This is a genomic window from Nostoc sp. (genome assembly GCF_036917395.1).
GTDB lineage: Bacteria > Cyanobacteriota > Cyanobacteriia > Cyanobacteriales > Nostocaceae > Nostoc.
In genome coordinates this window covers 38,245-52,182 of the sequence record NZ_JBALDI010000029.1, presented here as the reverse complement: position 1 = coordinate 52,182, position 13,938 = coordinate 38,245, and the positions used below count along the sequence as shown (strand labels likewise).

Below are 13,938 nucleotides of genomic sequence, written 5' to 3'. Positions count from 1 at the left end.
TTTAAGGTTATTTTATAAATAAACCTCCACTATTACTGATGTGAATTTTGCATAAAAATTACCCAATAAGTATAATTTGTAACTAGCTGAACATGTGAAATATTTTGTTATCTACGGGTTAGCCATAAATTTGCGCTGGATTAAGTTAATAATGCAAATCTATTGTCTAGTAAGTAACAATTCAATGAATACATAGATAAATTGAATAATTATAGGTATGTTTTCTCAGAGAAACATCATAATTGAATCAAAGTTTTGGGTTATTTTTCAATATAAGTCAAGTTAAGAAGCAAAGCGGTTATTTATAAAGCAAATGTTAATTTTTAGTATGTTGCTTGATAAACATAATCATGATTGCATCAGTTAAAAGAGCGATTATAAACCGCAGCTACACGAGGCTTTACCCACATTTTTATAACAGTCAAAGTATTGCGCTAACCTACATCCCGCCCAGAACTTAAGTTCAGCGGCTCAAAAGCTCTCTATTTTCCCTTTCACCAAGGATAGCTATGTACATCGCTTCAAATTCTGTATTTATAGCGGTTATCAATTGCATGGAATACATACCATTCGTAGGCATACAGCATTGCTGTGCCCTGCATCTGAAGGAGAACTGCTATAGTCCTCTTGAGAGGAATGCAAGTTATTAGCCTTAGAATTTATTCCAAGGCGGGATGTCAACGAAGCAGAGGATTTCTCAGGATGTTAGTAATAACAAGGGGCAAAATTCCTTGTTAAAGGTAAACAAACTTCCGCCACAGTGTACTAGTGTATTTTTAGATGTCCGTTGGCGTAATGCACCAAAGGTATCACTTCATGCCTTTAATTAGTAGGAGCAAAACTGATAAGAATGTCTGATAGTACACAACCTAGCTAACAATAATCTGTTAGTAATATCAAATCTGCTTAATAAATAACTATTTGTTAGTATTCAATTGGCAGATGAGGAATTAGTGATAATTAAATTTTTTCAGTCTCTAATCTTACTTGGATTAAATATTTACGTGATAGAATCAATATTTATGCAAAGTCAATTAGTTGACAAAATTAAAATTTTTTGCCATACTTAAGGACAAGTTTATCCAAGTTTTTAGTTCATTTTTATTAGCGCTTCGTTATGATTGCAAGTTAAGTTTTCTGGTTAGCGCTATTGTATTTTACGCTACTGGAATAAAAGTAAAATTAGGATATAACTTAGGAAGCTTTGAAGTAATAGCATCATTAATTTTCACGCCACAATAGTGATTTTGGGTGGCAAATACGTACAACAATTCATATAAAACCAATTTAGACCCATCCACTTTATTAAGGTAGAAACTCTAGAGGAAAAGCCCTCTTGGTAATTTGCAGATGAGTCTATTCTAATGGACTAAATATAACCAGTCTATCCCCTTATAAAGCACAATTGGAATCAAAATATGGCAGTGAATAAAGAAAGCCGATTATTCAGAAAACCCATAGGGCGATCGCAAGCAATTTTAGCAGCTTCTCTGACTTTAGCGGCCGGATTAATAGCTCTTTATAGTTTGACTACGTTTTGGTCAAGGGCTAAAGTTCAGACACCGCAAGCGCTTCCTCCAAAAGCTGCCACTCCTGTGAAACTTGCTGTGACTGCCTTGGGACGTTTGGAGCCAGAAGGCGAAGTTACTACTTTGACTGCTCCCACTTCTAATAATGGGGTGCGAGTAGAAAGACTGTTGGTGAAAGAAGGAGACGCGGTTAAAGCAGGGCAATTATTGGCATATCTAGAAAATTATGGTCGTTCTAGAACAGCTTTGCAACAGGCTTTAGACCAACTGCAAGTTTCCAAAGCTAAACTAGCGCAGGTGAAATCTGGAGCTAAAACCGGAGATATCGATGCTCAAAAGGCAGCGATCGCCCGTTTAGAGCCACAATATAAAGGAGACATTGCCACACAACAGGCGACAATCGCCCGCACCCAGGCTGAGGTAGACAATGCTCAAGCCGAGAACGATCGCTATCAGCAATTATACAAACAAGGTGCGATCGCAGCTTCTATAGCAGATACTAAGGCTTTGCAACTAAAGACTACACAACAGCAGCTAACAGAAGCCCAAGCCACTCTCAAGCGGACTCGAGACACATTCCAAGAACAGAAAAAGCAATCACAAGCGCAACTCACCAGTATTAGTGAAGTGCGTGGCGTAGATGTTCAAGTCGCACAAACCGAAGTCAACAGTGCAACAACTTCTGTTCAACAAGCAAAAGCCGATTTGGATTTAAGTTACATCAAATCTCCCATAGCTGGCAAAATATTAAAAATTCACGCCAAAACCGGAGAAGTCATCAGCGCCAACAAAGGATTTGCTGAGATAGGTAAGACATCTCAAATGTATGTGATTGCAGAGGTGTATCAAACCGATGTTCGCAAAGTGCGTGTAGGACAAAAAGCCACAATTACCAGCACTGCATTTACTGGAACATTAAAGGGAACTGTGAAAGAGATTGGTTGGCAAGTTGACAAGCAAGGCATCTTCAGCCTCAACCCTAGTTCAGATACAGACCGCAGAATAGTTGAGGTGAAAATCTCTATCGATAATCCCGCAGATAGTCAACGGGTAGCTCGTTTAACTAACTTACAAGTGGATGTCGCCATTCATATTTAGTCATTAGTCATTCACAAATAACCAATGACAAATAATAATTAACAAATAAATCCATGATTTTCAAAATTCCTTTAGGATGGCTACAGCTAGCCCAGCAAAAAGTTCGTTTATTAGTAGCTGTAGCCGGGATTGGTTTTATTGTGTTGCTAATGTTTGTGCAACTTGGTTTTCAAGATGCTCTCTATTCAAGTGCAACCGCACTGCATCAGAATCTCAAGGGAGATTTATTTTTAGTTAGTTCGCAATATAAATCTTTAACTTCAAATCAAAGCTTTTCGCGGACTAGTTTGTACCAATCTTTGGGGTTTGATGGCGTAGAGTCAGTTAGCCCCATGTATTTACAATTTGCTAAACTGAAAAATCCGGCAACTAGTGAAAAATATTCAATATATGTTATTGGTTTCGATCCAGGTAACCCTGTGATGAACATCCCAGAAGTTGAGAAAAATTTAGATAAACTCAAAATTCCTGATGTCGTGTTTTTTGACCGGGGTTCTCGCCCAGAGTTTGGCCCAATAGCTGAAAAATTTAATGCGGGAGATACTGGACAGACAATTGAAATATTTCCCTTCAATTCATTAATTGGCTATAGAGTGAGAATTGGTGGTTTATTCAGCTTAGGGCCTTCCTTTGGGGTAGACGGAAATTTAATTGTCAGTGACTCAACTTTCCTGAGGATAAATCCCAATAGTCGTCCGGCAGATATGATAGATATCGGTTTGATTTCCCTCAAACCTGGTAGTAATGCAGAAACAGTACTGAAAAATTTGCAAGCAAGTTTGCCTAATGATGTGCAAGTTTTTACACGCCAAGGTTTTATTGATTTTGAAAAAAAATATTGGGCAATCAGAACACCAATTGGTTTTATACTTAACTTGATGTTGACAATGGCTGCGGTTGTTGGTGTGGTTATTGTTTATCAAATTCTTTACAGCAATATTGCTACACAGTTCGTTGCTTACGCGACTTTAAAAGCTATAGGTTATGCCAATAGATATTTATTAAATGTGGTATTTCAGCAAGCTTTAATTCTGGCAATTTTAGGTTATATTCCCGGATTGATTAGTTCTGTGTTGTTGTATAGTTTTGCAGCAGAAGCAACTAAATTACCAATAGTTATGACCACTAATAATGCATTGCTCATCTTAACTTCAACAGTATTAATGTGTATAACCTCAGGTGCACTTGCTATCAACAAACTCCGTTCCGCAGATCCGGGAGATATTTTTTAGCTGATTCCTAGCAGCAAAATCATCAAATTATTTTGCCCTGATTTAGACTCATAAGTAATCATTGGTGTAGCCTCTCCACAGAAAAATTACTCCTTGGATCAACTTTAGATTTTAGATTAAAAGTCTTTACCAAAATTTAAATGTGGTATAACCTTTAAGTCTTTTATCTAACAACTGCAATTCACCTATTTAACAATAATCCCGACTTTATGAACCTCAAAAACCAAACCCTCCTAATTACTGGGATTGATGAACTTGTCGGTTTGCGTGCAGCCGAGTTAGCCATAGCGCAAGGAATGAAGGTTCGTGGACTGCAAAGTTCTAAAGAACAGAACAAACAATTACAGAATTTAGGTGTTGAGGTAATTATCGGTAGTATCACTGATTCTACCACTGCCCAAAAGGCTTGTCAGGGAGTAGACATCGTTTTACATACATATCAAATTGCCGAAGAAGCTGGCGCAATTAACCATTTTCGTGATATCAATGTTGGCGGTACTGTCAACATAGCTAAAGCCGCTAAACAGGCTGGTGTCAAAACATTTGTGCATCTATCCAGTGTGATGGTTTACGGTTTCAACTATCCGAATGGTGTTACAGAATCCGGGCCACTCTCTGGCGAAAATAATCCATATTGTCAAACGAAAATAGAAGCCGAAACAGCAGTATTAGAACTGAATAATCCGTCAGATTTTGGCATCATCGTTATTCGGGCCGGAGATGTTTACGGCCCAGGAAGTATTCCTTGGATAGTCAGACCAATTCTGATGATGCGTCAAAAATTATTTGCCTGTGCCAACGATAGTAATGGAGTAATCAATCATGTATATATAGATAACCTGATTGATGGCATCTTTCTAGCGATAGAAAAAGAAACCTATGGTGAAATATTTAATATTACCGATGGACAAGAAACTTCCTGGAAAGAGTATTTTATGCGTTTAGCAGCGATGGAAGGTTTATCAGCACCCCTTTCATTATCGAAAGATGAAATCAAGTTGTTTGTAAAGCTACGTGTTCAAGGACAAAAACTTTTTCGCCAAAAAGTTGATATTTTACCTGAGTCTATAGATTTTATGACTCGTCCCTATGCTTGTTCCATTGTCAAAGCACAAAGCCTGTTAAATTATAAACCAACAATTGACCTAGAAGAAGGAATGCAGCAAACACATAAATGGCTGCAAAAAACAGATATTCAAAAGCTGATGAAATAGTCCACAGATTTTCATAATCATTGTTGGATTGTAAGGAGTTGGGAGTTAGGGATTAGGGGTTAGGAATTAGGAGTAGAGACGCGATTAATTGCGTCTGTACAGGAATTAGGAGTAGAGACGCGATTAATCGCGTCTGTACAGGAGTTAGGAGTAGAGACGCGATTAATCGCGTCTGTACAGGAGTTAGGAGTTTGGTACAAGATGTGAGGTATCAAAGTATTCTTAATTCTGACTTCTAGATTCTAATTTATGGATTCTTACGTTGCATCTACCTAAAATTAGCTGCAATTAAGCATAAAATAATCCACCTATTTTCCAAAAGCTTGTTTTCTATGAGTATAAATCAGCCACGATTGAGCATTGGATTACCTGTATACAATGGTGAAAAATTTCTCAAAGAAGCCATCGATTCACTCTTGGCTCAGACCTTTGAAGATTTTGAGATAATTATTTCAGATAATGCATCTACAGATAAAACTGAAGAAATTTGTAGAGCATACGCCGAGCAAGACCAACGTATCTGTTACTACCGCAATGACAATAATATTGGTTGCGCCCGTAACTTCGATCGCGTCTTTAAATTGTCTTCGGGCGAGTACTTTAAGTGGGCAGCCTATGATGATCTACATGCTCCAGATTTTATCAAGAAGTGTGTTGAGGTGCTTGACCAAGATCCTAGCATCATCTTGTGTCACTCCCAGACATATTTTATTGATGAACAGGGGAATTTTCTCCAAAATTACGATATCAAACTCAAGGCAGATGCACTAAAACCACAGCAGCGTTTTAACGAATTGCTGACCAAGCATTTATGTTATCAATGTTACGGTGTAATTCGCGCCAGTGCCTTGAGAAAGATACCGCCTATGGGTGGTTACGGTAATGCAGATGGAATTCTCTTGTTAAGACTTGGTATTCTCGGTAGGTTTTATGAAATCCCTGAAAACCTGTTTTTTGCCAGAAGCCATCCGCAACAATCAATGAGTATGTATTTCCCTAATTATTTGTTGTTTACTAACAACAGTAAAAAACCCTCATTGAGTATGCTGCCTGATTTTTATGCGTATGCAGTGTGGTTTGATTCAGCAAAGAAAGGAAAAATTTTATTGCCACATTGGAGAATATTCTGGGAGTATGTACTCTCCATATGGCGTAGTCCCCTGAGTTTGTATGAGCGGCTATGTTGTCATATAAGTCTATATCAGCATTTAAAAGGGACACAATATCTTTTGCTGAAAGATTTGCTAAAAGTGCTACAAGTACTTTGGAAAGGTTGGTATAAAGCATCAGTTAAAAAACCACAAGTCACGCTTTGAATAAATCGGTTTAAAAATAAAAGCTGGCGATCGCAGCTTTTTTTGAAGCACAAAATCACCTATTTTTCACTCCAAAACTATGCTGAAACTATCTCAAGTTTGTCATGTTTTGCTTGCTACTTTAGTGAGCATCAGCTTTGCTAAAACAGTGAATGCTGAACCAACTGAAACACTAACTGTTGTGGTAAATGGAATACATCACCAAAAAGGTGAGATTTGCTTGAGAGTTTACCCAAGTGAACGAGGATTTCCGATGAGTAATTCTAGTGGAGATCAAAGTGGCTGCGTTAAGATTACTGGAAGTTCTGTCAAAAAAGAATTTTCCGGTTTGAAGCCTGGAACTTATGCTGTCGCTGTAGTTGATGATCAGAATGGCGATCGCAAACTCAACAAAGACTTTTTCGGTATTCCCAAAGAAGGTTTTGGGATTTCTAAAAATCCAACTGTGTCCATACAAACAGGTGCGCCAAAGTTTCGTGAGGCCAGTTTTGTTGTAAACAAAAATACAACAGTCAACATTATTATGAAATATTCGCTTGATTCCTAAAGGGCCTGGGGACTGGGTACTGCTTCTCTAAAAGATACTTCTGATTTCCAATCCCTAATCCCCAGTCCCCAATCCTTAATCCTATCGGAGATTAAAAATTTAATGGAAGATTTGGCGATATTTTTCTCTAAGTCTTTGATGAGTTGGCTAGTTATTCAGGTGTGTTTAACGCTTGTCTTTATATGGTATCTGCGCTCATCCAAAAAAAACTTGTTACCAGATGACCAGTTGCCCAAAACAGCAGTGATTCTTTGCCTACGTGGAGCCGATCCGTTTTTGCCTAGATGTTTGCGATCGCTCCTAAATCAGAACTATCCACAGTATGATTTAAAGTTGATCGTTGATAGTCACGAAGATCCCGCTTGGAAAATTGCTAGTGAAACGATCACAGAGCAAGAAGCGACCAACGTTCAAATTAGCCCTTTGCGAACAGTACGCAACAATTGTAGTCTCAAATGCAGTTCTTTAGTGCAAGCTATCCATGAGTTGGACGATTCCTATAAGGTGGTTGCCCTAGTAGATGCTGATACTATAGTCCATGTGAATTGGCTGCGAGAATTAGTCAGTCCTTTAGGTGATCCCAAAGTGGGGGCGACAACAGGTTATCGTTGGTACGTACCTACAGGTAAGTATTGGGGATCTTTAGTGCGCTACATAGGCAATGTATCCGCAGTAGTGCAAATGTTTATCTTCCAGATTCCTTGGGGTGGGACTTTGGCTATGAAAACAGAAGTGCTTCGCCAAACAGAACTGCTAGATAAGTGGGGACAAGCTTTAGGCGAAGATTTTATGATGCACAACATCCTCAAAAAACATGGGTTGCATGTAAAGTTTGTGCCTTCGCTGCTGATAGTAAATCGTGAAGAGACTGATTTATTCAACTTAATAGATTATCTTAAGCGCCTCATCCTTTATTCTCGACTGTATCACCCACGTTGGTTAGCTTTAATTAGTGAAGCTGTTTCTAGCATTTTGTTTCCGACTATAGTCATCCTGTTAATTCTAGAGTCGTTGTTAGAGACAAAATGGGAAACTGCGGCTCTCTTGTTAGGCTGCTATGGAGTTTATACTGTCGGATTACTTTTGGTAATGCTGGTGTTGGAATTAGAGATACAGCGAGTGGTTCGCTCTAATGACCAGGCGATCGCAAAATTATCAGCTGCTACAATCTTCAAAATGTTAATTGGGATTCCCCTGACACAGTGGGTTTATGGGTTAGCGATGTTATCGTCACTGTGGATTTCAACAGTCACTTGGCGTGGTGTCAGCTATCGGGTCCAAGGGCCTTGGAATATCCGGCTAGTCGAATATCGTCCTTATCAATGGTTGGATCAACCTATTGATAGCAAGGTTTCTCTTTGAAGTTAATTGCTAGATATAAACTAGGGCATGAAAGTTATTACACTAAACATTCCCTAGTCTTCAAATTATATAATCTTATATTTAATCGAATTAAATTAGCTATAAACCTTGTCAAAATACACGCTTTTGCTTGTTGATTACCAAAATTTATTTACATTTATGGCAAGGGTTTAGAGAAATATATTAAGGGGAATTGTGACTGAGTATTTTGAATATTTTGATAGTTTCTAACCAAGTAGAAACATCCTCTTCAGAATCGACAATTTAGACCATTTATAAATGCGTAAATCCTTAGCCTAACTGTATTCGGAGGAATTTATGAGCCAAATAATCAGGATGTTCATGAAACATTTGCTGTGTAAATCCTAAATTCAAAACCAGCATTTTAGTGTAATATTCCCCTTTTTATGACTAAGCAACCACTTCGCATTGCACTGTTTACAGCATTGTACCCTCCTTTCTTGACTGGAGTTTCCGTTGCAGTACACCAACGGGTTCAATGGTTACTGCAACAAGGGCATGAGGTCTTTCTTATCCACCCAGAAATTAATAGCCAGTACCCCAGAAAGATTGGAAATCGCCCAATGTCAGGATTGGATGAACTACAGCCCTTCCCCAACTTTTCTGCTTATGCATTCCCCACCAAACCGCTAATCTTCTACAAATCTCTTCCCCAACCATTAAACTATCGCTATTGGAGTGATACTAAGTTACTTGATAACTTTCAGCCCGATATTATACTGGTTGAAGAAGCGGCACAAATGAGAGGATTATACTCACTTTTCTTACAAGGTTATGGTCGCCCCATAGGAGTTGAGTATGCTAAACAAACTGATACCCCAATCATCTCAATTTTCCATACCGATATCGTTGCCTATATTCGATATTACTTAGGAAATGTGTTCTTCAGCTTGCTACGTCCGATTGTTCCCCTTTTAGTCAAGCAGTTCAGTGATGCTTATGATCTCAACTTATTTCCGTCTCAAGAACTGCTTGCTAAGTACAACCGACTGAAATGCCAACGCAGTGAATACGTGCCATATCAAGGAATTGATTGCGAAAAATTTCACCCTCGAAATATAGACTACAACCCCATTGTTAACGACTATCGACCAACTATCCTTTTTGTCGGACGCATTACCCCAGAAAAAAATGTCACCCAACTTATAGATGCATTTCCAATCATTGCTGCCAAAATTCCCGATGTCCATTTAGTCATCGTCGGTAGTGGCCCCTTGGATGAGGAGATCCGTCGGCGCGTCCAAAAGTTTGAGTCCGGTATTACTGTCTGGGGTGAGTCCCACGGAACAGAACTTCTAGGTTTATATGCACGGGCAGATGTATTTGTCAACCCCTCTGTCACCGAAAACTTCTGTACGACCAATATGGAAGCTTTAGCATCTGGAACCCCTGTTGTAGCAGCCAACGCTGGAGGAAATCCTGAACAGGTTTTTCATGCGATCAACGGTTTTTTAGCCGAACCCAACAACCCAACAGATTTGGCCCACAAGGTAATTGCGATTTTGGAAAATTCCAGCTTTAAAGCAGATTTGACTCGGCAAGCTCGTCCTTCCATACTTGAATTTGATTGGTCGGCATGTATGCAAAAATTAGAAGACAAACTTTACCAAATCGTTGAAGGATCGCAGAAGGTGCAGGTAGGTACAGGTAGTATAAGACCATAACGATAACAAACACGATGATCGCTAGAGCATCGATTCAGTAATCAAAAACCTAACCCCCCAGCCCCTTTTCCTAGCAGGGTTGGGGGAGCAAAAAGCCCTATTGGTAAGTGCCCTTTAAGCGAATGGCACGCTTGAAAAGCTGAAAGGTAATCCCAAACTCTGACTAAATTTATCCTTGAGGATTTTTACTCGCAGTGTCACAGTAGTAGTAGTTATATTTGCTTGCTCGTCTCAATGAAAGTATTTCATGAACGAGCTTCGCTTTTTCTACCTACCACAAAATTTACACAACCCATACATCCCATTCCACTGCCTCTGCACAGTGATCGCTCTTTGCGATGAACTTTATCGGCGTAGTTTACCACCGTAGGCATCGCTTCAATGAAACTGCATCAAAGACAATTACCTGACCCATCCCGACACTGTTCAATAGCTTTAAAAGCCCTTTGGGTGGATTTGAAAGCACTTTCTTAGCAAGCCAGATCCAAAATCTATTCTCGTGGAGTACTTGCACATAGTTAGCATCCACTTGATTGAGCCGAGCAAAGATGGTTGGGCTGCCAGGAATGCCGCAGCTTGATCTCTATTAAGTTTGAGTACAGGGAAGTTTTTTGGCAACATCTCCTGCAATAAGTGCTGTAATTCCTCTGGGCTTGTAATTCCATAAGGATTAATCCGATCGCTACTGCCTACTGGTTGCCAGAAAATTAGTCGAATGGTGCGTAGGCATAGCCCGTCGTAGACATCGCATTAAAATTAGACCAGAGTTTAATAGCTGGGATAACAATGCAAGTTTTTCAACTTACATTTTTGTATTTGCATCGCCGTGCTATCTAAATGCAACCTGCTGCAATACGATTGTTTTGACTGACAATGCAATTGTTTCGACTGACAATGCAATTGTTTCGACTTGCAATGCAATTGTTTCGACTGACAATGCGATTGTTTCGACTGACAATGCCATTGTTTTGACTTGCAATGCGATTGTTTCGACTTGCAATGCGATTGTTTCGACTGACAATGCCATTGCATCAACCTGCAAAAATTAATCCCCTCTACAAGTTGTGATATAAAATCTACAATTGGGTTAAGCTGGTTTTAGCACCCCGGTACCCGTGCAAAATAGGCATAGTAAACAATCCCCACGCCAAACCCGTAATCAATCCAAAAGGCGTAACCAGATAGTTATTAAAACTCCAAAAACCGAAAACCTGTGCTGCCAATTCTAAAGGATAAGCCATCATCAGCACACTTGCGATCGCCGCACCACTTAAGCCATACTGACTCAACCAGTAAAAACCTTGACCACCAGTTATCCCATACAGCAGACGAGTAATCAGCAAACCCGTTACAGTGCCGTAGCAGCGCATACACACAGCCATAATAAACGGTGGTGCCAAATCTAACCCCATAGCTGGTTGCGGACATACATGATTACCCATGAAATAAATAATGTCCGCAATCTCTCCAAGCAACCACACCCCAGACGCAGCCAGAAAGGGAGCCACTGGCGGGCCAAAAACCATCCCCGCCAGCATAAAATCAGCAATCAAACTGACCCAATTAACTTGCAACTCTTCACTAAAAGCTACTCTTGTCATCTCCCTTTCTCTGCGTCCTCTGCGCCTCTGTGGTTCGTCTCCTTAACCTATCTTATTAACATAGGGACTTGTCAACTTATCCAACTGTTGAATCAACAGACTGAGGAACAATCCCACATCCGTCACCACACCCACCGATTCCACAGAACCGCGATCGCTTAACTTAGTCACCACAGCTGGATTAATATCCACACACACCATCTTCACCCCCGCCGGAGTCATATTCCCCACCCCAATCGAGTGCAGCATTGATGACAGCATCAAAATCATCTCCGTACCTTCTAAGTGTTTGGCATATTCCTCCTGTGCTTTAATCAAATTCATTTCGGTATCAGGCAAAGGCCCGTCATCCCGAATCGATCCAGCAAGCACAAAAGGCACATTATTGTGGACACACTCATACATCACGCCACTTTTAATTGCCCCCGCCTCCACAGCTTTGGGAATACTGCCATAACGACGGATACTATTAATTACCTTCAGGTGATGGCGGTGTCCACCATGCACGGCGACACCTCGCTTCATGTCTACACCTAAGGAAGTGCCCATGATATTTTGCTCGATGTCGTGAACTGCGATCGCATTACCAGCCAACAGCGCTTGCACGTATCCTTCCCGAATCAGTTGCCCCAGGTGTTCACCGCCACCAGTGTGAATCACCACAGGCCCAGCTGTGACCACAACTTTACCACCAGCATCGCGGATTTTTCGCAATTCCCAAGCCACTTGCTCAACGACCAATTCCACGCGCCGTTCGCTGGAAACTCCCGCCGACATAAAACTGAATTCTTGAGTGCTGCGTAGTTCCCGCGATTCCGTTTTGCGAATGGTGCGGATACCTAGCACGTCTACAATTACCTGTTCGCCAACTTTTAAATCGCGGAGTATTTTACACCGAGCAACTAAGCCATTGGCATCGGTAATTGCGATCGCGCCATCCATTCGCTGATTTTCTACCTTCACCCACTGTCCATTAATCCTGACTTCGGTGGGATAAATTGTACTGACGTAGAAATCATCAGGCGCTACACCATCTTGGATTACAGGCTCCAGTTTGGCGTCTCGCTCATCATGCGGTAAATCTACTGCACCCAAATCAATCAACATTGAGATGATTTCTTCCATCACCTCATGGGATGGTGCTGATACCCTCACATCGGCGGCTGAGGTACTTTGCCGTTGTTCTCCCAAGTTGAAATTCAGGACTTTGAAGCTTCCCCCGGCATCTATAATCAAATCCAAAGCGCGGTTAATTAAGCCTGCGTCGAGCAAGTGTCCTTCCATGCGAATGACGCGGCTTTCTACCGAGACATTGGCATGAATTTCGTCTCTAACTGGTTCTGTCACCCGCAGAGTTAAGCATTTAGCCGCGCCACCAGCTTTGAGAAATTCCGTAAGTGGCGTTTCCAGCACTTGGAAACCTGCATCCGCAAGACGGGTTTTCAAAGCATCACTCGTCTTGTTCATGATGACGATGCTATCCACATTCACCGCATTACAAGCGAAGTTGACTGCATCAGCCTCTTCAATTGCGATTCGCTTTTCTGGTGCGACTCGCATTTCGATTAAGCGGTTGGAGTAAGAATCAAAAGCGCCGGGATAATATAGCAAATAGCCATTTGCTAGCGGACAAAAACAGGTATCCAGGTGATAGAAACGTTCATCTATGAGTCGCAGGGAAAGCACCTCAATATCCAGCCATTTCGCTAGATAAGGGTGAGAATCTAATTCCGAGCGGAAACCGTATCCCGCCCATAACCAGCGGCCTTCCCGATCAAGCAGTGCGTCTCCTGCTCCCTCAAAAGGCAAATCTTTGGGAAGTTCATTGACTGTATAACCATTTCCCTCAAACCATTGTTTGAAGAAAGGCTCCTCTCCCTGACGTTCTTTGTGCAAAAAGCGACTGAGGACGACGTTATCCCCAAGTACTAAGCCAGCGTTGGCGGTAAAAACCAAATCAGGCCAACCTTTTTCAGGTGGTACTAAATCTACAATGGCGTGTTGTTTGAGGATGTGGTGTAATCCCTGCCACTGTTCCACGGCGCGATCGCGCGATGATTTGTGAATATTCCCTTCCATCCAGGGATTAATCACATAGTCCACATCGTAGTGATCAGGAGGGCACATCAAAAAGCGAATACGGGAAGTCATAAAAATCTTACAAGCGTTTTATATGCTACAAGCCTATTTTGGATACAGATTTTCGATTTACTCACATTTGGTAAAATCTGCTACTAGAGCTTCTATCTTTTGATAGTTGAAGGCTTTGGCTTCGTCCTTAATTCTATTACTGGAAGATGGTAATAAGTAGAGAAGCTGGCAAAATAGGCTTGAACTGGCGACCCTGACTGTTT

The 13,938-nt window shown here is 40.8% G+C and carries 10 protein-coding genes; 7 read left to right on the top strand and 3 right to left on the bottom strand.

Annotated elements, in window-relative coordinates; translation table 11 throughout:
- Positions 1–1,418 precede the first annotated feature (1,418 nt).
- From V7K46_RS11160 to V7K46_RS11130, 7 genes are all read left to right on the top strand, one after another.
- Positions 1,419–2,627 carry an ABC exporter membrane fusion protein gene (locus V7K46_RS11160; RefSeq protein WP_335113013.1) on the top strand — a complete coding sequence of 403 codons (1,209 nt, stop codon included), beginning with the start codon at positions 1,419–1,421 and terminating at the stop codon, positions 2,625–2,627.
- A gap of 53 nt (positions 2,628–2,680) precedes the next feature.
- Positions 2,681–3,859, top strand: coding sequence for an ABC transporter permease DevC (devC, locus tag V7K46_RS11155; RefSeq protein ID WP_335113011.1), 1,179 nt, complete (start codon positions 2,681–2,683; stop codon positions 3,857–3,859).
- A gap of 209 nt (positions 3,860–4,068) precedes the next feature.
- Positions 4,069–5,073: an NAD-dependent epimerase/dehydratase family protein gene (locus V7K46_RS11150; protein WP_335113009.1), complete on the top strand. Its 1,005-nt coding sequence runs from the start codon at positions 4,069–4,071 to the stop codon at positions 5,071–5,073.
- A gap of 332 nt (positions 5,074–5,405) precedes the next feature.
- Positions 5,406–6,389, top strand: coding sequence for a glycosyltransferase family 2 protein (locus V7K46_RS11145; RefSeq protein ID WP_335113007.1), 984 nt, complete (start codon positions 5,406–5,408; stop codon positions 6,387–6,389).
- 79 nt (positions 6,390–6,468) lie between these two features.
- Positions 6,469–6,936, top strand: coding sequence for a DUF2141 domain-containing protein (locus tag V7K46_RS11140; RefSeq protein ID WP_335113004.1), 468 nt, complete (start codon positions 6,469–6,471; stop codon positions 6,934–6,936).
- A gap of 102 nt (positions 6,937–7,038) precedes the next feature.
- Positions 7,039–8,298, top strand: a complete 1,260-nt coding sequence (locus V7K46_RS11135; protein WP_335113002.1) for a glycosyltransferase — start codon at positions 7,039–7,041, stop codon at positions 8,296–8,298.
- Between the two features lie 407 nt (positions 8,299–8,705).
- Positions 8,706–9,983, top strand: coding sequence for a glycosyltransferase (locus V7K46_RS11130; RefSeq protein ID WP_335113000.1), 1,278 nt, complete (start codon positions 8,706–8,708; stop codon positions 9,981–9,983).
- Between the two features lie 829 nt (positions 9,984–10,812).
- Here the strand turns inward: V7K46_RS11130 and V7K46_RS11125 are convergent.
- From V7K46_RS11125 to argZ, 3 genes are read right to left on the bottom strand one after another with little or no spacing between them, the layout of a single operon-like run.
- Positions 10,813–11,010 carry a hypothetical protein gene (locus tag V7K46_RS11125; RefSeq protein WP_335112999.1) on the bottom strand — a complete coding sequence of 66 codons (198 nt, stop codon included), beginning with the start codon at positions 11,008–11,010 and terminating at the stop codon, positions 10,813–10,815.
- Between the two features lie 49 nt (positions 11,011–11,059).
- Positions 11,060–11,584, bottom strand: a complete 525-nt coding sequence (locus V7K46_RS11120; RefSeq protein ID WP_335112997.1) for a DUF2085 domain-containing protein — start codon at positions 11,582–11,584, stop codon at positions 11,060–11,062.
- A 42-nt stretch (positions 11,585–11,626) separates the two neighbouring features.
- A complete protein-coding gene (argZ, locus tag V7K46_RS11115) occupies positions 11,627–13,735 on the bottom strand; it encodes a bifunctional arginine dihydrolase/ornithine cyclodeaminase (protein WP_335112995.1) in 2,109 nt (702 codons plus the stop codon).
- Positions 13,736–13,938: the final 203 nt, after the last annotated feature.